The organism is Chitinophaga sancti, from assembly GCF_034087045.1.
Classification (GTDB): Bacteria; Bacteroidota; Bacteroidia; order Chitinophagales; family Chitinophagaceae; genus Chitinophaga; species Chitinophaga sancti_B.
The window spans coordinates 3,982,699-4,007,606 of the sequence record NZ_CP139247.1; the positions used below are offsets into that span (position 1 = coordinate 3,982,699).

Here is a 24,908-nt window from a genome sequence, read left to right on the forward strand (position 1 = left end):
GACTAAAAATCATGACCCTATGTTCAAAAAAACAAGGCGCCAATTCTTAGCCACCGCCGGGAAAACAGCCGCTCTCACCAGTATCGCTTCCCTGTCAGGCACTGCGCTCATGGCTAAGCCAACTGAAAAGGTATTTGTACACCATGTCTACTTCTGGCTCAAAAACCCGGACAGCCAGGAAGATAAAGCAAAGCTGATTGAAGGACTACAAACGCTGGCGAAAACCGCCAAAACCATTCGCCAACATCATATTGGATTGCCATCTACCACCAACCGCGAAGTGATTGACCGCTCTTACCAGGTATCCTGGCTGCTGTTCTTCAAAAATAAAGCAGATCAGGACATCTATCAGACCGATCCTGCACACCTGGCATTCATCAAAAACTGTTCTACCCTCTGGCAAAAGGTGATCGTCTACGATGCAGAGGATATATAGCGTTAACCGCTCATTAACCTTAAAAGACAGGAATAATTCTTTACTTCGGCCTATCAACCAAATACACACACACAGCACAACAACGTTATGTTAAAACATATATGATGATCTGTATATGACATTAGTATACCGCTATTTGTATTACCATTATTACTTATTGGCACAAAAATTTACAAAACGGTATGCAAGAGGGAATGCCGTTTTATATCTGACTGCGGTGGGTTTTATGGTGCTATTACCATTCGTGATAGCCAGCTTTATTATGATCTTTGATCAGGTGTCTTACGGCTTCCTGACGGCTATCGCCGCAGGGTTTACCATCTTTATCTATTCGATAAACCGATGCTATTTCAGCCGGAAAACAGTCATTCGCAGAACTTATAAAGAATTTGCCCATCAAAGTGAGCAAGCCATACATGATGGTCTCATTTTCGCCACCGGCCTACTCGTACTGGCACCTGTACTTTTCCTCCTCCTGCTTGGCTTTATGTCGCTGCTGGACCGATAATAAAAAAGCAGCGGACCAGCCGCTGCTTTTTGTTTTCCCCATATCCTACGATAAAAAAATTACATCTGCATTCCTGAATTGGTATCCATGGTACTGTTTGCTTTACGCTTAAACAATGAAGCATCGATCTTACCAAAGCGATATGCCAGGTTCAGTCTTACGAACTGTGGGTTACGCAAACGTGTATACTCCTGTGTAAAATAAGTGCTGTATGATACCTGATCCGTAGTTCTGCTGCGGAAGATGTCGTTCACGCTCACTGTCGCTGTCAGCGCCTTGCTCTTCAGGAAGCTCTTCTTCAACGCCAGGTCTACACCATAGAAACCTTTGATATACCCCTGGGAAGAACTTTGTGCCTGCATCTGTGGAGGACCATCTCCAAAACCTTTCTGCTGGTTCACCGGCATGTTGGTTTTAGACTGATAGGTACCTGTCAGCTGCAATTCAAAGCTGGCCGGCAGTTTGAAGTTACTGTTCACCTTTGCAAACACACTCCACAAGGCATTGTTCTGTACCTCTGAAGTACCCGCATTTACCTTAGAGTTGTAAGCATTGATGTTTGTATTCATATCCCACCATTTAGTGATGTAGTTGACCAGTGTTACTTCCGCACCTGTGGTATAGCTGTTCTTTGCATTGATATATGTGTTTATCAGTGCAGAAGTACCAGTGGCTTCGTCTGTTTCTGAATCAGTATAGCTGGTAATAGTATGTGTAGTACGTTTGTAATAACCAGATGCCATAAAGGTACTGTTGTTACTAAACGTCTTCATGTAAGATAATTCGAATGATTGTGTGAACTCTGGTACCAGGTTAGGATTACCCTTTGTGATATTCAGCTTATCTGTACTATCCGCAAATGGTATCAGCTGGAAAAAGCTTGGACGGTTGATTCTCCTGGTTACACTCAGCTGCAATTCCTGGTTGTGGCCTACTTTCTGGCTCAGGAAGATAGTTGGGAAAAGGCTTACCGGGTAACTGTTGCTAAACTTCTCACCGTTGTTAAGCAGTTTACCATCGTAGTTGGAACTTTCTGCACGTACACCTACTTTATAGCTGAAATTCTTAATGCTGCTGCTGAATGTACCATAAGCCGCCAGGATCCTCTCATGATTCTCGTAGTTGCTGGTAGAGCTGGATGACAGATCGTACTCACCGGTTTCGTCATTGTAATAGTAAGTAGCGTTCTTGTTCAGCGTGTAGTTGAACTGTCCGCGTACACCTGCTTCCAGTTTTGATTTTGCACTCAGTGCTTTTGTATAATCCGCCTGTCCGGTGATGTGGTGCATCTTACCATCGCCATCGATCTTCTGAATTACATCATCTGTGTAAGTACCACCTTTAGCCGTATAGTAATTGGTGGTATACAGTGAATTATTTGTGTTGGTACCACCGAAATAGTTTGCCGTTACACTCAGTTCATCTCCTTCGTGGGGGAACAGGTGTTTCATTGCCAGTTCCAGGCCATTCCCGTTAAAGACTCTTTTTCCATCTGTAATACGATGACCATAAGAGCTGGTAGTACCGCTGTCGTACAGGCTGTCTGTAAAAATGTCAAGCGTACTTTTTGGTGACATTTCACCATGCACTTTTGTACCTGTGAGGGATAAAGTCGTTCTGTTATTCATGAAATAATCCAGACCGACCCTGCCAAACATAAATCCACCGCCACCAGTCTGTACGTTGTTCTGCAGTGTATGGAGGTTAGGGTCTGTAGAGTAATCAGTACGGTCAGTGTAACCTGTTGTACGATCTTTGTTCTGGTTATACATGGCATTTGCACTCAGGTTAAATTTACCCTGGCGTGCATTGAAGTCCAGGCCGCCATTCAGGCCGCCACGGCTGGAAATACCCGCTCTGATGTTACCATTATAACCCGTTTTACGGTTCTTCTTCAGTACAATGTTCACTATACCTGCGCCACCACCTGATGCATCGTATTTAGCACTTGGAGCGGTCATTACTTCCACTGTTTCGATCGCATCGGCCGGAATCTGATCCAGGGTCAGGGTAGTAGGACGGCCATCCAGGTACAACTGCGGTGTGGCATTGCGCATGGTCATGTTACCATCTACATCCACGTTCACAGAAGGTACGTTCTTCATCACATCCTGTGCAGTACCACCTACACTGGAAATATTCTGGGTCACGTCGAATACCTTCTTGTCCATATCCACTTTCATGAGCGGTTTGGCAGCGGTAACTGTTACCTCGTTCAGCTGGCTGATATCGGAACTCAGTTTGATGTTGCCCAGGTCCTTATCTGTAGAAGGGGGACCACTACCTGCTTTTTTGAAAGACACGGTCTGTACATATTGTTTAAAACCGGTAGCCGAGATTTTCAGGATCAGGGGGCCGAAAGTAGGCACACCTTCCAGGCTGAAATCCCCGTTATTTTGTGTCATGGCTCCTTTCACAAGCACATCTTTTTTAGTACCGGTAATGGTGTCATACCTGTTTTGAAATACGATTACGGAAGTGTAGGGTAAAGGTTTACCATCACTATCCAATACCTTTCCGTAGAGGTGACCGTTTGCTACAGGTTTACCACCACCTGGGAAACCTCCCGGAGGAGGCGTGCCCCCCGGGGGCATTTGTGCATGTGCTGCTACTGTAAAGGTCAACAGGGCGATTAGCCAAAAAAATCTTTGCATAAACTTCTTTTCTGATAAGGCAAAACTAATTGTAGAATTTAATTATGCATAGCCAAATGAGACAATAGGAAAAAATATAGCGACAAAAGGTAGCTTCTTTTCATGTTTGGCACGCCAGACAAAAAAAGTGGGTTTTACCAGCCGGTAAAACCCACTTTTTTGATATAGCTGCATAAGCTTATTTAGTACCCGTCAGCGCCGCCACAGACTCCCTGTAGTTATCGCCCACAGGCAGTTCCATGGTACCGATAAACACACTGTTCTTCCTGATTGCAGTGATATGCGCTACAGCAATGATATAACTCTTGTGAATCCGGATGAACTTTGCCGGGTTCAGCTGCTCTTCCACCTGTTTCAATGGCATCCTGGTCACCACCGGCTTGGCAGTACCTGTCAAATGTATCCGGATATAGTCCTTCAGGGCTTCAATCCAGATGATATCTCCGATATTGATCTTCAGCAGGCTATAATCCGCATTCACAAAAAAGAACTCCGGGGAAGGGGCCGCCGTTGTGGGGTTAGATGGCTGTTGTCTGAGTTGGAACAGTTCTTTCGCCTTGTTACAGGCTTTGATAAAGCGGGGCAGCGCGACTGGCTTCACCAGGTAATCTGTTACCTCCAGGTCAAACCCCTGCAATGCGTATTTTTCATAAGCCGTGATCAGGATGATCATCGGCTTGTGCTGTAAACTCTGTATAAACTGCAATCCCGTCAAGCCCGGCATCTGGATATCCAGGAAGATCAGGTCCACGGTATTTTCTTCCAGCACCTTAATTGCTTCAAAAGCATCTGCACACTTTGCTACCAGCTCAAGATAAGGTACCTGTTTGATATTGTCTTCCAATAAATCCAGCGCCAGTGGCTCATCATCTACTGCTATGCAACGTAATACCATATTCGTATTTTATTAATGCAAGTGTAATTGTAGGGATACAACGAACCATCCCTCTTTTTTATTGATCAGTAACTGGTAATTATCTCTATACAACAGGTTCAGCCTTCGTTTCACATTCGTCAAACCTATCCCGGACGAGTTATCTTTTACCTCTTCATATTCTTCATTGTACTTGTTCATTACAGAGAACTGTAATAAACCCTGCTTCGCTCTCAGTTCTATATCAATCCTGGCATCCGGTATCATACCTGTGCCATGCTTAAAGGCATTTTCCACAAAAGGAATGAGCAGCATCGGCTCTATTTCATACCCATTCTCCGGTAGTTGCAGGTTTACATTCACCTGTACTTTTGCCCCGAATCGCTGCTGCTGCAGGTCAATATAACTTTGCAGATAATCGACCTCCTTGTCCAGGGCCACTTTGTCCTCATCCGCTTCGTACAGCATATACCGCATGAGGGAAGAGAGTTTGATAAGGGAAGGTTCCAGCTGGTCGGACCGCTTCCGGGCCAGGGCCACCATATTATTCAATACATTGAACATAAAGTGCGGACTTACCTGGGAGCGCAACAGGCTCAGCTCTGTTTTCAGATTCTCATTTTCCCTGTCACTGGCCAGTTGCTCAGCTTCTACCTTGTCTTTCACGATCCTCCAGGTTGTACTACATGCAAGGATAAAGAGCAGGGTGAAAAAGCTAAAGAATATCGTAGGACGTAAATCAAACTCCTCCGGCGAAATAAATATATTCACAAATATCCACCTCACTAATACCTGCACAAAGAGCATTACCAGCAATATACCACCATATTGCCACCATTTCTTCTTATATACCAGTTTAGGTATCAGCACATTTGAGTTCAGGTAAAACCAGAAGGTCAGGAACACACAATTTATGATAAAGTGGATATGCCAGAGAGGATCTTCTTCCTTGTGTCCATGATTTTTGTCTGGCGAAGGGCGTAATAAATATGGGAGGGTGAATAAGGTAACCCAGGCCACCGCGTGGAGTAAACTTTGAGCCCATTTTTTCGTATACCAGGCGGGTTTTATATCATTTTGTGTAACAGTCATTTCTTTAATTCGTCCATTAAAACACTTCAAAAAAACAGAAAATAACTGGATTTCAACAGAAAATAGAGATGAATTACTCGTTTTTGGCGGCAAACTTGTAGTTTTCGCTTAATATTGCTGTTAATATTTTGTTATAATCATATCCATGTCCAACCGTTAGCAGTAAAATCACTCGACCTTAAAGGAGTGTTCCAAAATAACTATGGTGCAAATTAAAACCTTTAACCCCGTGAACAATTGGTGGGGCGCAATAGCCGCCGCATTCGAAGATGGCTATATCGCTATTAACCAGGCAGGTCAGATCGTAGCCTTTAATCCCTCCGCATTGGAGATCCTGCAGATCTCTGAAGCTCAGATGGAGGATCCTGACTGGTGGAAAAGCACGTCTGCCGGTGCTTTAGGAAGCCTGTTGCAGGAGCAGAAAGAATTCGTAGGTCTTAAGATCCGGCAGGATGTACCTCACAAAAAGGACTGCTGGCTGCATGTCACCGGCAAGGCTTTGCACACATCTACCGAGACTGGCTATATCCTCACTTTCAGAGATGTGACCGGTTACCTTGAAATCAACCGTTCGCTCAATACCATCATCTCTTCCCTGGATGATATCATCCTCGAAATGACAATCGATGGCATCATCCTGCATGTATGGATGAACCGGAGCGCCCGCCTGACTCTGCCCTGGATGGAGATGCAGGGCAAATCTGCCTATCATTACATGCCTGATCGTTTAAAAAAGGAAATTCAGCAATTGATCCGTGAAGTGGTTACCTCCGGCAAGGAGGTCGTGAGGGTAATGCAGGATCCTTTGGATGGAGATCAACAGGTATGGTACCGCATCCGCCTGCTCAAACCCGGCACTGCCAATAATACCATTATCCTCAGCATACACGATGTCACCGCCGAATACAAGGCGAACCAGGAACTCAAAGAGGCCCGTACCCAGCTGGAAGATAGTCAGCAGGTATTTAAGAGCGTATTTGACTATTCGCCTACCGGCATCGCCCTGTTATCGCTGGATGGCCAATGGCTGGATGTAAACACCTCACTATTGGATACCCTGGGGTATACCCATGAGGAAATGTTAGGCATGAGTGCCCGCACCCTCATTCATCCTGACGACCTGGATATAGCCACCGCCCAGATCCAGCAGATCACTGACCGGAAGATCAATAGCTACAGAGCAGAACAACGATACCGGCATCATGACGGGCATTATATCTATATGTACCTGGCCTGCTCGGCGATGCTGAACCCCGATGAAACCATCCGTTACCTGATCGTTCAGATGATCGACGTGACGGAACTAAAACACCTTGATTCGGAAGCCAGAAAGAAAAACATCATCCTACATGCCACTTCTATTGACCTCCAGCAAAAGATCAAACAACTTTTCGAACTCAACCAGATCATTGCCCATAACTTGCGGGGGCCAGCTACAGCCCTTATCAGTTCAGTAGAGCTCTTACCTGAACTGAAAGACATGGAGGAAGAGCAGGCCCTGCTCAATCACATGAAAAATTCAGCGAATTCGATTATCAATACCCTCAATGACCTGAAAGAAGTGCTGGCACAGCAGGCCAATACAGATCTGCCCTTTACCCAATGTGATCTGGAAGATATAACCAGTCAGTTGTGGAGCTCGCTCAATCAGCAGGTTGTGGAGAAAAATGCTCAATTGAATATGCATTTTCAAATTCCAGTCTTATTTTACTGTCGCCCGTATTTGGAAAATATTTTATTTCATTTGATAAACAATGCATTAACTTATACCCGCCCGGAAGCTCCGCCTGAAATTACTATTGGTACCTGGCAGGATGAGGACCAGGTCGTATTGATGGTAAAGGATAATGGCATAGGTATTGACCTCCAAAAGCACGGAGAGCAGTTGTTCAGGTATAAGAAGAAGTTTCATCGTGGTTATGAAAGTAAGGGAGTGGGCCTTTTTATGGTCCGGAATCAAATCCGGACTTTCGGTGGAAGTTTGGATGTAAAGAGTGAAGTAGGAAAAGGAAGTAGTTTCTTTGTTTATTTTAATAACCGGGTACACATAACGAAGGAAGATGAATAAGATTAAAAATGTTTGCGTTGTTGATGATGATGAATTATTTCAATTTGTCATGCGGCAGCATTTTGAAAGACTGGAACTGGTGGAAAAGATCCATAAGTTTACTGATGGAGAACAGGCTTTGAACTACATAAAACAAAATCTGAATGAGCCGGATAATCTCCCTGATCTGATCCTGCTGGATGTAAATATGCCCTATATGGATGGGTGGCAGTTTCTGCGGGAATACGTAAAGTTAACGTTGCCTGCAGACAAGCAGATTAAAGTGTATGTACTGACCAGTTCTACACATGAAAGTGATTTGCAGAAAGCGAAGGAGTTTCCTTTTCTGGCAGGCTACCTTGTTAAACCAATTGGAAAGAATATTATCAAAGAAATATTAACAGAATTATTGCCAGCATAAAGCTGAAGCTAAAAGCTTCTTTTTCTCTGCTGGCCGCCCGGCCCAGCCTCAAAAAAATACTCATTTGCCTTTGGTAAATGAGTATTTTTTTGCAACCTTATAGTAGATGGATGGCCACCACCCATGCAACCAATATAGATACTTCTCCTTCCGTGCAATAATTACATGTTTTTTCCGCTTTGCGACTCCTTCTAATATTCGTGCAGCGCATTCCATGACCGGAATGCCTTTTATTTGTGCTTCATCCATCACCCCATGCGCCTCCCCACTTGCCGTAATCGCCGACAGTGATAAATTTGTCTGCACCCTACCCGGACTCACAATCGTCACCGGCACATCCTGCTCCACCTGCAACGTTTCAAAATACCCCTTTAATGCATGTTTACTCGCCGCGTACCCTGTCCTCCCCGGAAATCCTATCAATCCCGACATACTCCCTATCACCACCATATGCGCATTACAAACGGGCAATAAAGATCCCGTGATCGCGACTGGTGCAAAGAAATTAATCTCCATCAACTGCCTGTATACTTTGACCGGCGTTTCCACCGCCAGCGATCTTTGCCCCATTCCCGCTGCATGTATCACTATATCAATCCCGCCAAAGGCGGCCAATGCATCTGCGGTCAATGCGGCAACATCGGCTGTATACAGATCTGCCGGTAATACTTTCACAGCAGTATCCAATCGCGCTGACAAAGCCAGTAAAGCCGATGCCCTTCTTGCTGTCAATATCAACCGCGCCTTTTTCTGTGCCAGCAATACGGCCAGCGCCTCTCCAATTCCTGAAGAAGCTCCCGTGATCCACACTATTTTTCCCGTAAAATTTATATCATTCTCATGCATGACCCTGGTCATCTATTAAAAAAATGGCGTATTGCATCTTTGCAATACAAGCTTAGTCACCATGAAAATAGAACAAATTTATACAGGATGTCTCGCACATGGGGCTTACTACATCGAAAGCGATGGAGTAGCAGCTATCATCGATCCCCTGCGCGAAGTGGCTCCCTATATCCAAAAGGCCGCCACTGCCGACGCCAGTATAAAATATGTTCTGGAAACACACTTCCACGCTGACTTTGTTTCAGGCCACCTGGAGTTGTCCGCTATTACCGGCGCCACCATCGTCTATGGCCCTACGGCACAACCAGGTTTCCCCGCCTATGTAGCAAACGACAATGAATTTCTGTTCTTAGGCAAATGCACTATCCAGGTGTTACATACACCTGGGCACACACCAGAGTCTACATCTTATCTATTATACGACGAGTTTAATAAACCGGTGGCCCTGTTCTCAGGAGATACCCTCTTTATTGGCGATGTAGGACGTCCTGATCTGACCCAAAAGGCTACAGACATGACCAGGGAAGAATTGGCCGGTGTGCTTTTCGATTCCCTGCGCAACAAGATCATGACATTACCTGGTGATATCACTATCTATCCCGGTCATGGTGCAGGTAGTGCCTGTGGTAAAAATATGAGCCGCGAAACCACCGATACGCTGGCTAACCAGCTTGCGACAAACTATGCTTTGCGCAAAAATATGACCCGCGATGAATTTATCATAGAAGTAACGACCGGTCTCACTACACCGCCTGCTTACTTCCCTGAAAATGTGCGGTTAAACAAAGAAGGGGCTACTGAAATGGGTACCGTTTTGTCAAGAGGTCTCCAGGCATTACTGCCAGAAGATTTCGAAGCTATCGCAGACGAAGCAGGTGCACTCATTCTCGATGCCCGTGATCCTGAAGAATTTGCTACCGGTTTTATCCCCGGTGCTATTAATATCGGTATTGATGGCAGCTTTGCTCCGTGGGCTGGCACCCTCATTCCGAATATAGAACAACCCATTCTCATCGTAGCGCCAACAGGCCGGGAAGAGGAAGTGATCGTCCGTCTCGCCAGGGTGGGATATGATTTTACCATGGGTTTTCTGAAAGGTGGTATGCTCTCCTGGATGGAGGCCGGTAAGCCTATAGACAGGGTCATTACGGTAGAAGCCAGTTCCCTCACAGGTGGGGAGCATATCGTGGATGTACGCCGCAAAAGTGAGTTTGAAAGCGAACACGTAATGGACGCTATCCATGCGCCGCTGGATTATATCAATGACAGCATGCAACTGTTGGATAAAGAGAAATTGTACTACATACATTGTGCAGCCGGTTATCGCTCCATGATGTTTATCTCCATACTAAAAGCCAGGGGCTTTAGCCACCTGGTAGATGTTAGAGGTGGGCTCAAGGCAATCCGCGAAGCAAACAGGCTTCAGTTGACTGAATATGTGTGTCCTCAAACCCTACTCTGACATTCTTCATAGACTATACAAATAAACCTGCAAGGAAGCTGACTAAGAAGATACCCTTCTGCCGGAGGATGATCTTTTAGGTTGGCTTCCATTTTTGTTAGAAATGGGTTGTTGCATTTTGCTGGCATGCCGATTGTCTTTACTTATCTAAAACTGATAAGCATGAAAACATTAGGTCTCGTCCTCATTATCGCTGGTATTGCCATGATCGTTATCAGAGGCTTCTCTGTAACCACCCAAAAGAAAGTAGTTGACCTTGGCCCCGTTGAAATCAATAAGAAAGAAAACAAATGGATTGGATGGCCTACCTATGCGGGTGGTATTGTAGCTGTTGTAGGCGTAGTATTGGTATTGGGAGCCAGGAAAAAATAATCCTTACATTTACAGGCATAAAAATAGGAATATATGCCTGAATTGAAGAACGGACAGTTGCACGTAGTCATAGCTGAAAAAGGAGCGGAGCTCCGCAAGGTAACCCGTACAGACCTGCACCAGGAGTATCTCTGGAATGCAGACCCCGCTTACTGGGCCAAAACCAGCCCTGTATTATTTCCTATAGTGGGTACCATAAAGAATAATACCTACACGTTTGAAGGAAAAAATTACACACTCAGCAGGCATGGTTTTGCAAGGGACAATGTATTTGCTGTTACTTCGCAGAGCGATACCCAGGTTACGTTCGAACTGAATAGTAATGAAGAAACCCTGAAAGTATACCCCTTTCATTTCCGTTTTGCTGTCATTTATGCAATTGAAGGTGCAAAGCTCACTGTTACTTACCAGGTGGAAAATAAAGGTGCGGCAGACATGTATTTCTCTGTAGGTGCACATCCTGCATTCAAAGTGCCTTTGGAAGAAGGAGTCACTTACGAGGATTACTACCTTGCGTTTAATAAAGTAGAAGATACCCGTTTATATCTCCTGTCTGATGCAGGATTTGTGGAAAAGACACCTGTTCCTTTCCTGGAGCATACCCAGCGCCTGGACCTGAAGAAATCCCTCTTTTATAAGGATGCACTGGTATTTAAGGATCTTGCTTCCAATGCGATCTCTATTAAAAGCGATAAGAAACCACATGGTCTTACATTGCAATTTGATGGATTTCCATTCATGGGTATCTGGGCGGCGATAGATGCAGACTTTGTTTGCATCGAACCGTGGTGTGGTGTAGCGGATAATGTAGATGCTACAGGAGAACTTACAGAAAAGGAAGGGATCAATCAACTGGGGGCTAAACAGGTATTTGAGAGAAGCTGGACAGCGGACTTCTTTTAAAAAATAATGCAATAAATAGAAAAGCCTCCCGTCAGGGAGGCTTTTCTATTTATACAGTTCCTAAAAAAATATTAGTACACTAATTTGGTGGACTAATATTTTTTACTATTTTTGTCTCAATATCACTGTAATTTATTTTGTACAATGGCAAATACAGTACAAACCATTTATCATCAACCAGGATGTCCTAACTCAGCCGACCGCTGTTGTTGCCGCTAATGATATTTTCTTCCATTCAATCACCTTTCCAGCATAATAATCCTGACACATGCTTTCCTATGTCAATAGCACGACATAAGAATGCCTCAAAACTGCAATATGCACACACATCTACATAACAAAGGCACACCAACCGTGTGTTAAAAAAAGAAAGCCGGTAACTGCGGGAACAGTCACCGGCCGGATTTTAACAAGGCTCGTTATCGCACTACTCAACGACTCACATCGCTGGGCAGGCACCTTATTTTTTAATCGCTAACTACAAATTTAATGAAAAAAGTTCTCTTGCTCATCTCACTCACCCTGGGATTAGCACCTGTAACGTCGTATGCGCAAACAGTGAATGAACCAGTCATCAACTCCACACTCACCGGCATTGTCGTAGACAGCAAATCCCAAACCCCGCTCATCGGGGCTTTGGTAAGGATCAAAGGTACCACCAACCAGGTGCTCACTGACAATAAAGGGAAGTTCTTCTTCAAAACAGGACAAAAACTTCCCTACGTACTCGAAGCAATTTATATAGGGTACAAAAAGCAGGAGATCGAAGCCACCAACTCACCACTCACCATCACGCTGGTCGAAAACGAAAGCCAGCTCAACGAAGTCGTAGTAGTAGGTTATGGCACCCAGCGCAAAAGTGACCTCACCGGCGCCGTCGCCAGCGTGAACAAAGGATTGCTGTCACAACCCGCTGCTTCTTTCGACAATTTATTGCAAGGCTCTGTACCAGGTATCAATGTCACCCAGAGCTCCGGTGCACCCGGTGCCACCGCCACTATCCGTGTAAGAGGTGGCAACTCCATCAGCTTTGGCAACGCCCCTCTTTACGTGATCGATGGCTTTATCATTTATAATAACAATGATAATGTAAACACCAGCGCGTCCAACGGGGTAGGGGTGAACGCCCTCTCTACCATCAATCCCAGCGATATAGAAAGTATCGAAATCCTCAAAGATGCTTCTGCCACCGCTATCTATGGCTCCCGTGGTGCAAATGGGGTAGTGGTGATCACCACCAAAAGAGGGAAACGCGGCCGTGACGAAATTAGCTATAGTACCTACTTTGGCCAGCAACAGGTGCGTAAAAAACTGAAGCTGCTCAATGCCTCCCAATGGGCCTCTCTCATCAATGATGTGAATACAAGCACAGGCAGCGCCAAAACCTACAGCGACTCTGCCATCGCTGCCCTCGGAGCCGGTACTGACTGGCAATCCGCCGCGCTTCGCAAAGCACCCATTCAAAACCATGAGCTCTCTGTATCTGGTGGCGACGATAAATCGAGGTACCTCATCTCCGGCAACTACTTCAACCAGGACGGAATTGTTGTGAACACCGGTTTCAAACGCTACTCCGGCAGGATCAACTATGAACGAAACATCGGCGACAAACTGAAAGTCTCCACCAATATATTCGGTAGCCAATCCATCGAGGATAAACTCTATGGAAATAGCTATAACAGCATCAACTTCCAGAGCACCGCCTTCGCCAATTTATTACAGGTGTCACCCGTTGTGCCCGTCTACAATGCAAACGGCACCTATTATACGGCCAGCCCTTATTCCTCAATTCCTACCAACCCTATTCAGGATTTTAAATCCACCATTAACCGTACTTACATCCGTCGTATTCTCGGCAACGCCTCCGCAGAATACAAGATTCTCAAAGACCTCACCCTCAAAGTTACAGGCGGTACTGACCTCATTAATACCAAGCAAAATTATTACTCTCCCAGCTACGCGGGTTCGCCAGCTGGCAACAGCACCGGTTATGCTGCACAGGGCTATGCATCTGTGGGTAGTATTGCCGCATCTACCTGGATCAATGAAAACACCCTCACCTGGGATCATACTTTCAGCAGTAAGCACTTCCTGAATGTACTGGCTGGTTATACTACCCAGCACCAGGAAGACCAGTCTGCCGTAGCCAGCGCACAGAAATTCCCCAATGACCTGACTACATTCAATAACCTGAACTATGCAGGTACTGCTGTACTCTCTACCTCCGATGCACATGAATCATCATTGAACTCATACCTCGCAAGAGCCAGTTATTCTTACAACCATATATACAATGTAACGATCTCCCTGCGTGCAGATGGTTCTTCCAAACTGGGTAAGAATAACCGCTGGGGTTACTTCCCTTCTCTTGGTATCTCGTGGAATGCAGGCAGGGAAAACTTCTTCCGTCCTGCCAGTGAAATCGTGAATGACCTGAAATTACGTGCATCTGTAGGTCGTACCGGCAACTCCGAAGTACCACCTTACAGTTCACTGGCAGCACTGTCACCCAGCAATTACTACTTCAATGGTTCGCTGGTTACAGGTATCGCTCCTACACAGATCGCCAATCCCAATCTGAAATGGGAGACCACCACTCAATACAATGTAGGTCTGGATGCAGGCTTCTTCAATAACCGCCTCACCTTTACCTTCGATGCCTATTATAAGAAAACGACAGACCTGCTGCTGAATGTACCATTCCCGCTCTATTCAGGGTATTCCAGTGTATTGCAGAATGTGGGTAGCGTAGAGAACAAAGGAGTGGAGCTGAGTCTCTCATCTGATAATATCAAAAGCAGTTCTTTTACCTGGAAGACCACCGCTGTCTTTGCTGTGAACCGAAACAAGATCCTGAGCCTGGGTCAGGGAACCGATTACTACTTCCCTTTGGCGCCAACAGGATATGTATCGCCGGTGATTGTAAAAGTTGGTTTGCCTGTCGGCAGTTTCTGGGGATATAATACCGCAGGGTTGCTTACCGCTGCAGACGTAGCGAAAGGTGTACCTTACCTTACCGGTGTATCTCAACAGGTAGGCGATACTAAATATGTAGATACAAATGGTGATGGTGCGATCACCACTGCTGATAAACATTACTTAGGCAGTGCGCAGCCTAAATTTACCTTCGGCCTCTCCAATACCCTTGCTTACAAAGGGTTTGACCTGTCCGTTTTCTTCCAGGGTTCTTATGGTAATAAGATCTTCAACTTCCTCCAGCAAAAACTGGAAATACCTACACTATCCCTCAACGCCTCTGCCACTTTGCTGGATAGATACAGTGCAACCAATCCAAATGGTAAAGTTGCGAAAGCCACCAACGCGCCTGTAGCACAGGTGACCGACAGGTATGTAGAAGATGGATCTTACGTAAAACTCAAAACACTTTCTTTAGGCTACTCCATCCCCCGCGATGTGATCCGCCCGTTACATATCAGTCAGCTCAGGGTGTATGTCTCTGCCCAGAACATATGGACATGGACCAAATACACCGGCCTCGATCCCGAAGTCAATTTCTTTGATAGTGACAATACCAAGCAGGGTATTGACTACGGCGCCTATCCCAGCACAAAAGGTTTCCTCGCTGGTCTGAATCTGACATTCTAAAATTAACAACCATGAACAAATCACTCATCATATTTTCTTTACTTTTCGCTGCTGCCTGCAACAAGCTGGAAGAAGATCCGAACTCCATCGTCACGGCATCGCAATTCTATAAAACGCAGTCAGACGCCGTTTCTGCCGTAGCAGCGGTTTACAGCACACTCAATACCGATGCTGCCGGCGACTTCGTGATCTATGGCCGTGACCTGAACCTCTTAACAGGCAACGGTAGTGATGACCAGATCTTCAGTCCATCCAATACCAATACCGATGTACGTGCATTAGGTACTGCGACATATGTACCTGCTAATGACCGTATCAAAAAGAACTGGCAACAACACTATTTCGGTATCAGCCGTGCCAATGTGGCGATAGACAATATTCCGGATATAGACTTCGATACCACCCTTCGTGCAAGACTGGTACGCGAAGCTAAATTCATCAGGGGCTTACTGTATTTTAATATTGTACGTTTCTGGGGCGATGCGCCTTTGGTGCTGCATGATCCTACCAGCATAGATGTGAATGCACAAAAGATAAAACGGAGTCCAAAAGATAGTGTCTACGCACAGATCATTTCAGATCTGAATGAAGCGACCCTGTTGCCTAAGACATACACCGGTGCTGATGTAGGCCGTGCAACCAGTGGCGCGGCCCATGCATTGCTTGCGAAGGTTTATCTCACCAGAAGAGAATGGGCAAAAGCCGCAACAGAACTCACCACGGTGATCAATGGTGGTTATGGCTACGCCTTATTTGATAACTTCCTCGATGTATTCCAGCAGGCGACCAAGAATGGCAAAGAACATATCTTCTCTGTACAATTTGGTACCAACCTTGGCGCAAAGAACAGTACCAATTCCCTGAGCAGTAGTAATTTTAGCTCTTTCAATCCCGCTGTATATCCCGGCGATCAGCCTGCAGACAGTACTTTGTATCAATTGTTCGCCAGCTTTGATGCCCGTCGTGACGTGACGTTCTTTACACAGTTATATAATGCTGCCACCGGCAAGTATGTACAATTCGGCGCCGCGCGCTTCGCCAAGTTCATCGACTATTCCATTTCTCCTTTGACGAATCAGTCCATCAGTGGTATCAACTATCCTGTGATCCGCTATGCAGATGTACTGCTCATGCAGGCCGAAGTACTGAATGAAATCAATGGTCCTACAGCCGATGCCTATGCTGCTATCAACCAGGTAAGGGCCAGGGCAAAGATCAGTAACCTCACAGCTGGTTTGAGTCAGGCAGCTTTTCGTGATTCTGTATTCCATGAAAGAAGAAAGGAATTCATACAGGAAGGCAATCGCTGGTTCGACTTGTCGAGAAGGGGAGGCACTTACCTGTACGATGCACTCAGGGTGTATCCTGCCAAGACAGGCGCTGCTGTGAAAGATACACTCTACCCGATCCCACAATCTGAAATAGATATTAATAACGAACTGACACAAAATCCCGGTTGGTAAAACTCACAAAACTTCATCAATGAAAAAACAATTTTTAGCCGCTGCTGTAATACTCTCTTCGCTCGCTGCGACGGCTCAAACTTATCAGGGCACTGTCGGCCGCACCCTCGCCGAATCCAAAGAGTGGTGGCCTGAACCTGTGCACCCACCACAAGGTGCGCCCAACGTATTGCTCGTATTGTTAGATGATGTGGGATTTGGTGCCAGCAGTGCTTTTGGTGGTTTAATCCGCACGCCTGTTTTTGATAGTCTGGCGGCTAACGGTCTTCGCTATACAAATTTTCATACAGCTGCCATTTGCGCACCTACCCGTGCTGCATTGCTCACGGGCAGAAACCAGCACTTTGTACACATGGGTGGTTTTGCCCACTACTTTTCATCAGCGGGTTTCCCCGGCTGGGATGGTCGTATTCCCAGCTCTTCCGGTACCATTGCCGAAGTGTTGAAGAATGCAGGCTACAATACCTTTGCGGTTGGTAAGTATGGGGTCACACCTGATGAAGATACTTCCAATGCCGGTCCTTTCGACTACTGGCCTTCCGGCAAAGGCTTTGAACATTTCTTTGGTTTCCTTGGCTCACAAACAGATCAATATAAACCTGCACTGGCAGAAGACAATGTAAATATCCAACCCGATGGCCGTCATTTCAGTGAACAGCTCACTGATAAAGCTATTAGTTATATCGCACGTCAGCAAAAGGCAGCGCCGGGTAAACCTTTCTTTCTTTACTATGCACCTGCGGCTACACACGCCCCACACCAGGTACCTGCTGACTGGCGTGATAAGTACAAAGGACAGTTTGACGAAGGTTGGGATGTATACCGCCAAAAGGTATTTGCCAACCAGAAGAAGCTGGGCATCATTCCTGTAAATGCCACCCTGCCTGCCCGCAATGCGCGTATCAAGGCATGGAACAGCCTGAGACCAGATGAACAAAAACTCTATGCACGCTTCTTCGAAGTCTATGCTGCATACCTTACCTACACCGATTACCAGGTAGGTCGTGTGATCAACTATTTAAAGAGTATCAATCAGCTCGACAATACGCTCATCTATGTAGTAATTGGTGATAACGGCGCCAGCAAAGAAGGTACAGACGAAGGTGTCGTTTCCGGCAAACAAACACCGCGTGGTAATAAGAACCTCACCCGTGCAGAACTCACTAAATACAACGAAGAGAATATCGCACTCATTGGCACTCCTGAGTCAGACGCGAATTATCCTTTAGGCTGGGCACAGGCGACCAATACACCTTTCAAATTCTGGAAACAGGATGCATTTGCAGAAGGTGGCACCCGCAATCCCCTCATTGTATTCTATCCAAAAAAGATCACAGACAAAGGAGCGCTGCGTACCCAATACGGTTACGTAACGGACATTCTGCCTACCACACTCGAGGTCACTGGCGTGCCATTTCCTGCAGCGATCAAAGGCATCAAACAGGATACCTTACAGGGTACGTCACTGGCTTACTCCTTTGACAATGCCAAAGCACCATCCCGTCATACTGAACAATACTATTACATCTTTGGCAACCGTGCCGTGTACAAAGATGGCTGGAAAGCCGCAGCGGCACATCATCCTGATTACATTGATCTGAATGAGTATGCTGATACAAAGCACGATGTACAGAAGGATTTTGACAAAGATGAATGGGAACTCTATAATCTGAATGAAGATTTCAACGAGCAAAATAACCTGGCTAAAAAGTACCCGGAAAAACTGGCTGAGTTGAAGAAACAATTTGAGGAAGATGCGAAGAAATACAACATCTATCCGCTCATAGACTGGGAAGATGTTTTTACAGGAAAGTTAATTAATGCAAAAAAAGTAAAACGATAAGTCATGGTAGTACAGGATATACTATTACTCATCAGGAAGATCTTAGTGGGGATCATCATTTTCCTCATTCCACTGGGGGTGATCGGTCTGTTATTATGGCTGGTCAGGTATTTATTGTCTAACTAAAAAAAAACAAAGGATATGAAAACGCCAGTAGTAACGCAGAAACGCATATTGAGAGATGTCATTATCAGTGTCTTTATTTATGCATTGCCGGTCTTGCTGATGTTATTGTCTTTTAAGATTTCAGGTCAGCGGCCATGGAAAGATAAACCGGCAACAACTATTAACAAATAATAAAAACTCATTCACATGCTTGTACATATCGAAACCATTTTTCGGAATCTCAATGGCTGGGGACTACCTGTCATCATGCTGCTCATTGGTGTGATCGAATTTGCTTATGGACTCTATGAAAATCACTGGACGAAGAATGAAAAGGTGCTGGATATTGTCTGCTTTATTATACCAAAGATCATTGTAAGACCTTTCGTGGCTTACGTCGGTCTGTTATTATTCCCCCGTTTTCTGCCGGATGCGAAGAATGCATTTGCATGGGTACCTTCCTGGTGGGGATTCGCCATCATAGCAGTAGCGGATGATCTTACACAGTACTGGTATCATCGGTTGCATCACCAGTTGCCATGGTTATGGCGATTTCACCGTACACACCATTCCGCGCCTTACATGGGTATGGCCATGGCGAGCAGGCAGAATGTGATCTATACCATTTTCTTTTCACAGATCTATTTGACTACAACGCTGGTGTACCTGGGGTTAGGATATCCTGTATTGTTTGTAACAGGGGTGAAAGCGCTGATTACAACAGGAGCGCATTCCAGTATAAAATGGGACAAACCGTTTTATACCATCAAATGGCTGAAGCCAATAGGTTGGGTGATGGAAAGGGTAATTTCCACACCTGCCACCCACCATGCGCATCATGCGGATACTTCAGATGATGGGGTTGGGTATTATAAAGGGAATTTTGGGAATATGTTCTTTATCTGGGACCTGGTATTTGGTACCGGGATAATAACCCGTCAATATCCTACCGGGTATGGGATCAAACATTATAAACAGGAAGAGTGGTATGCCCAGTTTCTGTGGCCGATATTCAAATCTAAGAAAGAAGGAAGCGAACTGGCGGCAAACGGGCCTATGGTAGGGGATGCCTTGCCGTCGGAGGCGCCTGCGGCAGTGGCAGGGGCATAATGAGTTCCACTCTTTTTTATTGAAATACGCTTTGCCGCAGGCAAAGCGTATTTTTTATATTAAATGTTACACCATTATTAGGGAAATCCCTTCATACTCCGTATTTTACAATATCAACCTCAAATTATGAAATCACTCAACCTCGACATCCATCAGCAATATGCCGAGATCTATGATGGAGACAACTGGGTAGGGGTCAGTTTTTGCAGTGCCATTGATGGTGTAACCCCCGAACTGGCGTTCCAACAACCCCCTGGCCACCGTAATTCAATCGCCGCTATCGTAAAACACATGACTCACTGGAAACAATTCGTCATACAAAAGTTACAGGGCAATATCACTTACGACGTCGATCAGGAAGATTCGCTCAATGTCAATGATCTCGCAGCAAACCCGGCCGCTGGCTGGCAACAGCTTCTCGAAGCACAGGAAAACGTACACGAAGACCTGCTGGACGCGCTCGATGACCTTAGCCCCGAAGACCTGGACACACCGGTAGGCGGCAGGGACTATGATATCAAATACCTGATCAATGGCGTAGCCCTACATGACATGTACCATACCGGCCAGATAGAATTATTAAAGAAACAGTTACAATCACTATAACCTAAATATAACCGAAGGCTCTTTCAAAAGCAAGACACAGCCAGACAACGCCTGACGCAAGGTGCTACCCAACACCTGAAATAGCCAGACAACGCCTGAAGCAAGGTGCATCCAACGTCAACATCCATCCATCAAAACTTTCCCTCACATGTCCTGATTTTTTAAATACCTTTGCCCCGGAAGATAAAAAATTAGGAAAATGAACTTCAACCTGGATAAGATGCCCGAACGTACGCAACGGCCCCGTTCTAATGGCATCACAATGGTAACCGACAAAGGACTGAGCCTGCAAGACACAAAAGACTTCTTATCCGTTGCATCACCACATGTAGACATGGTAAAGCTCGCCTTCGGTACGGCCTACGTAACGCCAAACCTGAAGGAGAAAATAGACCTGTTCCATTCCTTCAATGTACCCGTCTATTTCGGAGGCTTACTCCTCGAAGCATTTATCATCCGCAACCAGTTTGATGACTACCTGAACGTAGCCAAAGAATATGGTATCAAATATTTTGAAGTATCCGACGGATCACTCGATATCCCACACGCTGAAAAATGCGGGTATATAGAAAAACTGGCAAAACTAGGCACTGTATTAAGTGAAGTAGGTTCCAAAGATAAAGACCGTGAGCACATCACGCCTCCTTATAAGTGGATTGAGTTGATGAAAGCTGAGATGGATGCTGGTGCTGCATATGTAATTGCAGAAGCAAGAGAGCAGGGTACGGTAGGGCTGTATCGTGACTCAGGTGAGGTGAGAGAAGGGTTGGTACAGGAGATTCTCACAAAGATCCCCGGGGAGAAAATCATTTGGGAAGCGCCACGTAAGGATCAGCAATTGTATTTCCTGCGTTTGGTAGGTTGTAATGCCAATCTCGGCAATATATCATCCAATGAAGTGATTTCTCTTGAGGCGATGAGAGTGGGGCTGAGAGGTGATAGTTTCCATTTTTATTTGTAAGCTTATTTTTTCTGTAAATAATTAAAGGCTCCCCGGGTTACCAAGGGAGCCTTTTTTATGTAATTTCGAAATTGCTTTCACGCTGCAACCTCCATTTCCTATTATTTCAGTATACCTTCTATCTCTATTCCAACTCCTCAAATTTCCTATTATTTTAAAATCCCTTCTATCTCCTCCAACTCCTCCACCGTATACCTCAAATTCCCCAGCGCCCCCAGGTTATTATCCAACTGCTCTACAGAACTCGCTCCAATCAACACCGTCGTAATCCTCCTGTCTTTCAGCAACCATGACAGCGCCATCTGTGCCAGAGACTGACCTCTCCGCTGCGCTATCTCATTCAGCTTAGTGATCTTATCCAGTTTCTCCTGCGTGATCTGCTCCGCTTTCAGGAACCCGCTTGGCTTACTCGCCCTCGATCCCTCCGGAATACCATGCAGGTATCTATCCGTCAGTAATCCCTGTGCCAGTGGTGAAAACGGAATACATCCCACACCATTATTTTCCAGCACATCCAGCAAACCATTCTCCACCCATCTCTCAAACATAGAATACCTAGGCTGATGGATCAAACAAGGCGTACCGAGTGACCTTAACACTGCCAGTGCCGCCGTTGTTTGCTCTGCTGTATAATTAGACAATCCTACATACAGCGCCTTCCCTTGTCTGACTGCCGTATCCAGTGCACCCATGGTCTCTTCGATCGGGGTATCAGGATCCGGACGGTGCGAATAAAATATATCTACATAATCCAGCTGCAATCTTTTCAAACTCTGATCCAGGCTGGACAACATATATTTTCTTGAACCCCATTCTCCGTAAGGACCCGGCCACATATGATAACCCGCCTTGGAAGATATGATCAGTTCATCCCTCAAATGACCAGTAAAATCTTTTTTCAGGATATGCCCAAAATTCTCTTCTGCAGAACCAGGCACAGGACCATAATTGTTCGCCAGATCAAAATGGGTAATGCCCCTGTCAAAGGCACGACGTACAATCTTTCTGCCGTTTTCAAAAGTATCGATGGAACCAAAGTTGTGCCACAGGCCCAGCGAAACAGCCGGGAGCCTGATGCCGCTTTTCCCGCAACGGTTATATTGCATGGAATCATACCGGTCACCAGCAGGTATATAAGCATTCATATTCGTGAAAATTTAGAATGCCCAAGATAGTGCTAATTAATCAATCTCTCAAGCCGGTTATCCTTTCAGCTGGCCGTCAACATTAATTGAAAGCAAAGGAAATTTTTCGCAACATTCGCTCAAAAAAAGCTAAAATCTGCGAACCCATATGACCGTGCATCCCTTAAATTTATCCTTATGAAAAATATTTTCCTGCTGATTATCATATTCCCGGCATTCGCATGGGCACAATCCTTACCACCTTATCAGCCTTCTGCTGCTGAAGAAAAAACCGCTTACCAATCTGCGGCACATCTCGATTCCATCATTCGTGGCAAAGCTTACAAAACCACCGTCAAACCTCATTGGCAGGCGAATAATAAATCATTCTGGTACAAGAACTATTTAAAAGACAGCACTGTCGAATTTATATTAGTTGATGCTGTCAAAGGCACAAAATCACCTGCATTCGACCACGAAAAAATAGCTGCTGCTTTAAAGCAATCTGATAGTAAACACTTGCCGATCACAGATCTGCTGATAGAGAAATCGTCATTGAAATTTGCTGTCAAAGAGCAATGGTATGAATACAAAAATGGCCAATGTACACAGATAAAAACACCGCTGGTCAGCACGGCACAAACAGCTTTTCGTAATATCTCCCGCTGGTCTCTTCACGATGACAACACAGCCTCCGATACATCATCTCCCAACAAAGAATGGGTGACTTCTATACAAAACGGCAATGTTTTTCTCAAAGCAGCCGGCACCACTGACTCCGTACAACTCACCACTGATGGCAATATCGATCAGCCTTACGGTGCATTGCAATGGTCGCCTGATAGCAAGTACTTTGTTGGCTACCGCATTCGTCCTGAAAAAATAGGATCCATCCACCATTTACTTTCTTCTCTCCCAGACCAGACCCGTGCCCGCCTGGATACTGAAGAATATGCACAACCCGGTGATCCTTTCACCTCCTTCGAAATGTTTATTTTCAATCCTTCAGGTAAAAAGGCGACTAAAGTCAACACACCGCTCTACGACTTCCTCGGTAAGCCATACCTGCGCTGGCGCAAAGATGATCCCCGCTATTTCACCTACGAAAAAGCAGACCGTGGTCACCAGCGTTTCCGCATCATAGAGGTCGATGCCGCCAATGGCAATACCCGCGACCTGGTTGATGAAAAAACAAATACTTTCATCTACGAATCCCGCATCTTCACACACTATATCGAAGCGACGAACGAAATTATCTGGTCCTCCGAAAAAGATGGCTGGTATCATTTATACTTAATTGACGCCATCAAAGGCACGATCAAAAACGAAATCACCAAAGGTCCATACGTGGTACGCGACATAGACAGTGTAGACGAAAAGAAAAGAGAGATCTGGTTCAAAGCCAGTGGCATGAACCCCGGCGAAGACCCTTACAATATTCACTACTATCGCATTCATTTCGATGGCTCTCAACTCGTATCACTCACCAAAGAAAATGCCCAGCATAATCTTTCTTTTTCACCTGACAGAACCTACTACCTCGACACCTATTCCCGGCCGGATCTACCCCCTGTTACCACCCTCCATCGCACGACAGATGGTAAGCAAATTATGGAAGTAGAAACAGCAGACCTGCACGATTACTTCGCCACGGGCGTCCGCCTGCCGGAAGTATTCACCGCCAAAGCCCGCGATGGCCAAACCGACGTATGGGGTGTAGTCTGCCGTCCGCGCAACTTCGATAGTACACGTAGGTACCCTGTCATTGAAAACATTTACGCGGGCCCACAGGACGCTTTTGTACCCAAGACCTTCATGACGTTCAGCGAAATGCAAAGCCTCGCAGAATTAGGCTTTATTGTCGTTCAGATCGATGGTATGGGTACCGCCAACCGCTCCAAAGCTTTTCACGACGTATGCTGGCAAAATCTTGCTGATGCAGGTTTGCCGGATCGTATCTTATGGATCAAAGCCCTCGCTGCAAAATATCCTTACGTTGATACTACCCGCGTAGGCCTCTACGGCACCAGTGCTGGTGGCCAGAATGCCGCAGGCGCGTTGCTCTTCCATCCTGAATTTTACAAAGCCGCTGTATCTGCCTGTGGTTGCCACGACAACCGGGTCGATAAGCAATGGTGGAATGAACAATGGATGGGGTACCCGGTGGGGCCTCACTATGCCGCACAATCCAATGTGACCAATGCATGCAAACTGAAAGGCAAACTCCTCCTCATCGTTGGCGAAGCAGACAACAACGTACCACCTGAATCTACCTACCGGGTTGTAGATGCCCTGATCAAAGCGAATAAAGACTTTGATCTGCTGGTGGTGCCCGGTATGGGCCATAGCGATGGCGGGCCGTATGGCAGACTGAAAAAGCGGGATTTCTTTGTTAAGAATTTATTGGGGGTGACGCCACCTGATAGAAATTAACATTCGCTACAGGAGATCAATGACTACCTGTCGAAGAAGAGT

At 45.7% G+C, this 24,908-nt stretch carries 21 protein-coding genes; 16 read left to right on the forward strand and 5 right to left on the reverse strand.

Annotated features, from left to right (window positions below; genetic code table 11):
- Window positions 1–19 precede the first annotated feature (19 nt).
- Together SIO70_RS16445 and SIO70_RS16450 are read left to right on the forward strand one after the other, a co-directional pair.
- Window positions 20–436 (forward strand): Dabb family protein, encoded by a 417-nt coding sequence (locus tag SIO70_RS16445; RefSeq protein ID WP_320581943.1) that lies wholly within the window; start codon window positions 20–22, stop codon window positions 434–436.
- Window positions 437–551: 115 nt separating this feature from the next.
- Complete coding sequence (locus tag SIO70_RS16450) at window positions 552–944, forward strand: hypothetical protein (RefSeq protein WP_320581944.1); 393 nt, start codon at window positions 552–554, stop codon at window positions 942–944.
- 59 nt (window positions 945–1,003) lie between these two features.
- Here SIO70_RS16450 and SIO70_RS16455 read toward each other — a convergent pair whose 3' ends face one another.
- From SIO70_RS16455 to SIO70_RS16465, 3 genes are all read right to left on the reverse strand, one after another.
- Complete coding sequence (locus tag SIO70_RS16455; RefSeq protein ID WP_320581945.1) at window positions 1,004–3,598, reverse strand: outer membrane beta-barrel family protein; 2,595 nt, start codon at window positions 3,596–3,598, stop codon at window positions 1,004–1,006.
- Between the two features lie 178 nt (window positions 3,599–3,776).
- Window positions 3,777–4,493, reverse strand: coding sequence for a LytTR family DNA-binding domain-containing protein (locus tag SIO70_RS16460; protein ID WP_320581946.1), 717 nt, complete (start codon window positions 4,491–4,493; stop codon window positions 3,777–3,779).
- A 12-nt stretch (window positions 4,494–4,505) separates the two neighbouring features.
- Window positions 4,506–5,564: a sensor histidine kinase gene (locus SIO70_RS16465; protein WP_320581947.1), complete on the reverse strand. Its 1,059-nt coding sequence runs from the start codon at window positions 5,562–5,564 to the stop codon at window positions 4,506–4,508.
- A gap of 202 nt (window positions 5,565–5,766) precedes the next feature.
- Between SIO70_RS16465 and SIO70_RS16470 the strand changes: the two genes are divergently transcribed.
- Window positions 5,767–7,632 carry a PAS domain S-box protein gene (locus tag SIO70_RS16470; RefSeq protein ID WP_320581948.1) on the forward strand — a complete coding sequence of 622 codons (1,866 nt, stop codon included), beginning with the start codon at window positions 5,767–5,769 and terminating at the stop codon, window positions 7,630–7,632.
- On the forward strand, window positions 7,625–8,032 hold the full coding sequence (locus SIO70_RS16475; protein WP_320581949.1) for a response regulator: 408 nt from the start codon (window positions 7,625–7,627) through the stop codon (window positions 8,030–8,032). Before SIO70_RS16470 ends, SIO70_RS16475 begins: the two co-directional genes overlap by 8 nt.
- A 60-nt stretch (window positions 8,033–8,092) precedes the next feature.
- Here SIO70_RS16475 and SIO70_RS16480 read toward each other — a convergent pair whose 3' ends face one another.
- Complete coding sequence (locus SIO70_RS16480) at window positions 8,093–8,890, reverse strand: SDR family NAD(P)-dependent oxidoreductase (protein ID WP_320581950.1); 798 nt, start codon at window positions 8,888–8,890, stop codon at window positions 8,093–8,095.
- Window positions 8,891–8,939: 49 nt separating this feature from the next.
- Here SIO70_RS16480 and SIO70_RS16485 point away from each other — a divergent pair, with 49 nt between their 5' ends.
- The 11 genes from SIO70_RS16485 (at window position 8,940) to SIO70_RS16535 (ending at window position 21,309) form a co-directional block, all read left to right on the forward strand.
- Window positions 8,940–10,340, forward strand: coding sequence for an MBL fold metallo-hydrolase (locus tag SIO70_RS16485; protein WP_320581951.1), 1,401 nt, complete (start codon window positions 8,940–8,942; stop codon window positions 10,338–10,340).
- A 162-nt stretch (window positions 10,341–10,502) separates the two neighbouring features.
- The gene (locus tag SIO70_RS16490; protein WP_320581952.1) at window positions 10,503–10,712 is read left to right on the forward strand and encodes a hypothetical protein; all 210 of its coding nucleotides are present in this window, start codon (window positions 10,503–10,505) and stop codon (window positions 10,710–10,712) included.
- Window positions 10,713–10,745: 33 nt separating this feature from the next.
- Window positions 10,746–11,615, forward strand: a complete 870-nt coding sequence (locus SIO70_RS16495; RefSeq protein ID WP_320581953.1) for an aldose 1-epimerase family protein — start codon at window positions 10,746–10,748, stop codon at window positions 11,613–11,615.
- A 489-nt stretch (window positions 11,616–12,104) separates the two neighbouring features.
- Complete coding sequence (locus SIO70_RS16500; RefSeq protein WP_320581954.1) at window positions 12,105–15,221, forward strand: TonB-dependent receptor; 3,117 nt, start codon at window positions 12,105–12,107, stop codon at window positions 15,219–15,221.
- Between the two features lie 11 nt (window positions 15,222–15,232).
- Window positions 15,233–16,684: a RagB/SusD family nutrient uptake outer membrane protein gene (locus tag SIO70_RS16505; RefSeq protein ID WP_320581955.1), complete on the forward strand. Its 1,452-nt coding sequence runs from the start codon at window positions 15,233–15,235 to the stop codon at window positions 16,682–16,684.
- Between the two features lie 19 nt (window positions 16,685–16,703).
- Window positions 16,704–18,527 (forward strand): sulfatase-like hydrolase/transferase, encoded by a 1,824-nt coding sequence (locus tag SIO70_RS16510; protein WP_320581956.1) that lies wholly within the window; start codon window positions 16,704–16,706, stop codon window positions 18,525–18,527.
- 3 nt (window positions 18,528–18,530) lie between these two features.
- Entirely contained in the window at window positions 18,531–18,653 is a 123-nt protein-coding gene (locus SIO70_RS16515) for a hypothetical protein (RefSeq protein ID WP_320581957.1), read from the forward strand.
- A 15-nt stretch (window positions 18,654–18,668) separates the two neighbouring features.
- Window positions 18,669–18,824 (forward strand): hypothetical protein, encoded by a 156-nt coding sequence (locus tag SIO70_RS16520; RefSeq protein ID WP_320581958.1) that lies wholly within the window; start codon window positions 18,669–18,671, stop codon window positions 18,822–18,824.
- A gap of 15 nt (window positions 18,825–18,839) precedes the next feature.
- On the forward strand, window positions 18,840–19,742 hold the full coding sequence (locus tag SIO70_RS16525) for a sterol desaturase family protein (protein ID WP_320581959.1): 903 nt from the start codon (window positions 18,840–18,842) through the stop codon (window positions 19,740–19,742).
- Between the two features lie 126 nt (window positions 19,743–19,868).
- The gene (locus SIO70_RS16530; protein ID WP_320581960.1) at window positions 19,869–20,348 is read left to right on the forward strand and encodes a DinB family protein; all 480 of its coding nucleotides are present in this window, start codon (window positions 19,869–19,871) and stop codon (window positions 20,346–20,348) included.
- 199 nt (window positions 20,349–20,547) lie between these two features.
- The gene (locus tag SIO70_RS16535) at window positions 20,548–21,309 is read left to right on the forward strand and encodes a phosphosulfolactate synthase (protein WP_320581961.1); all 762 of its coding nucleotides are present in this window, start codon (window positions 20,548–20,550) and stop codon (window positions 21,307–21,309) included.
- 149 nt (window positions 21,310–21,458) lie between these two features.
- Here SIO70_RS16535 and mgrA read toward each other — a convergent pair whose 3' ends face one another.
- Entirely contained in the window at window positions 21,459–22,454 is a 996-nt protein-coding gene (gene mgrA, locus SIO70_RS16540; protein WP_320581962.1) for an L-glyceraldehyde 3-phosphate reductase, read from the reverse strand.
- A gap of 177 nt (window positions 22,455–22,631) precedes the next feature.
- On the opposite strand from mgrA, the gene SIO70_RS16545 reads away from it, so the two are divergent.
- Complete coding sequence (locus SIO70_RS16545; RefSeq protein ID WP_320581963.1) at window positions 22,632–24,866, forward strand: S9 family peptidase; 2,235 nt, start codon at window positions 22,632–22,634, stop codon at window positions 24,864–24,866.
- The last annotated feature ends 42 nt before the right edge of the window (window positions 24,867–24,908 follow it).

Bases quoted from the DNA above. Each gene is read 5' to 3' on its own strand.
- SIO70_RS16445 (WP_320581943.1), top strand. From the start codon at position 20: ATGTTCAAAAAAACAAGGCGCCAATTCTTAGCCACCGCCGGGAAAACA.
- SIO70_RS16450 (WP_320581944.1), top strand. From the start codon at position 552: ATGACATTAGTATACCGCTATTTGTATTACCATTATTACTTATTGGCA.
- SIO70_RS16455 (WP_320581945.1), bottom strand. From the start codon at position 3,598: ATGCAAAGATTTTTTTGGCTAATCGCCCTGTTGACCTTTACAGTAGCA.
- SIO70_RS16460 (WP_320581946.1), bottom strand. From the start codon at position 4,493: ATGGTATTACGTTGCATAGCAGTAGATGATGAGCCACTGGCGCTGGAT.
- SIO70_RS16465 (WP_320581947.1), bottom strand. From the start codon at position 5,564: ATGACTGTTACACAAAATGATATAAAACCCGCCTGGTATACGAAAAAA.
- SIO70_RS16470 (WP_320581948.1), top strand. From the start codon at position 5,767: ATGGTGCAAATTAAAACCTTTAACCCCGTGAACAATTGGTGGGGCGCA.
- SIO70_RS16475 (WP_320581949.1), top strand. From the start codon at position 7,625: ATGAATAAGATTAAAAATGTTTGCGTTGTTGATGATGATGAATTATTT.
- SIO70_RS16480 (WP_320581950.1), bottom strand. From the start codon at position 8,890: ATGACCAGGGTCATGCATGAGAATGATATAAATTTTACGGGAAAAATA.
- SIO70_RS16485 (WP_320581951.1), top strand. From the start codon at position 8,940: ATGAAAATAGAACAAATTTATACAGGATGTCTCGCACATGGGGCTTAC.
- SIO70_RS16490 (WP_320581952.1), top strand. From the start codon at position 10,503: ATGAAAACATTAGGTCTCGTCCTCATTATCGCTGGTATTGCCATGATC.
- SIO70_RS16495 (WP_320581953.1), top strand. From the start codon at position 10,746: ATGCCTGAATTGAAGAACGGACAGTTGCACGTAGTCATAGCTGAAAAA.
- SIO70_RS16500 (WP_320581954.1), top strand. From the start codon at position 12,105: ATGAAAAAAGTTCTCTTGCTCATCTCACTCACCCTGGGATTAGCACCT.
- SIO70_RS16505 (WP_320581955.1), top strand. From the start codon at position 15,233: ATGAACAAATCACTCATCATATTTTCTTTACTTTTCGCTGCTGCCTGC.
- SIO70_RS16510 (WP_320581956.1), top strand. From the start codon at position 16,704: ATGAAAAAACAATTTTTAGCCGCTGCTGTAATACTCTCTTCGCTCGCT.
- SIO70_RS16515 (WP_320581957.1), top strand. From the start codon at position 18,531: ATGGTAGTACAGGATATACTATTACTCATCAGGAAGATCTTAGTGGGG.
- SIO70_RS16520 (WP_320581958.1), top strand. From the start codon at position 18,669: ATGAAAACGCCAGTAGTAACGCAGAAACGCATATTGAGAGATGTCATT.
- SIO70_RS16525 (WP_320581959.1), top strand. From the start codon at position 18,840: ATGCTTGTACATATCGAAACCATTTTTCGGAATCTCAATGGCTGGGGA.
- SIO70_RS16530 (WP_320581960.1), top strand. From the start codon at position 19,869: ATGAAATCACTCAACCTCGACATCCATCAGCAATATGCCGAGATCTAT.
- SIO70_RS16535 (WP_320581961.1), top strand. From the start codon at position 20,548: ATGAACTTCAACCTGGATAAGATGCCCGAACGTACGCAACGGCCCCGT.
- mgrA (WP_320581962.1), bottom strand. From the start codon at position 22,454: ATGAATGCTTATATACCTGCTGGTGACCGGTATGATTCCATGCAATAT.
- SIO70_RS16545 (WP_320581963.1), top strand. From the start codon at position 22,632: ATGAAAAATATTTTCCTGCTGATTATCATATTCCCGGCATTCGCATGG.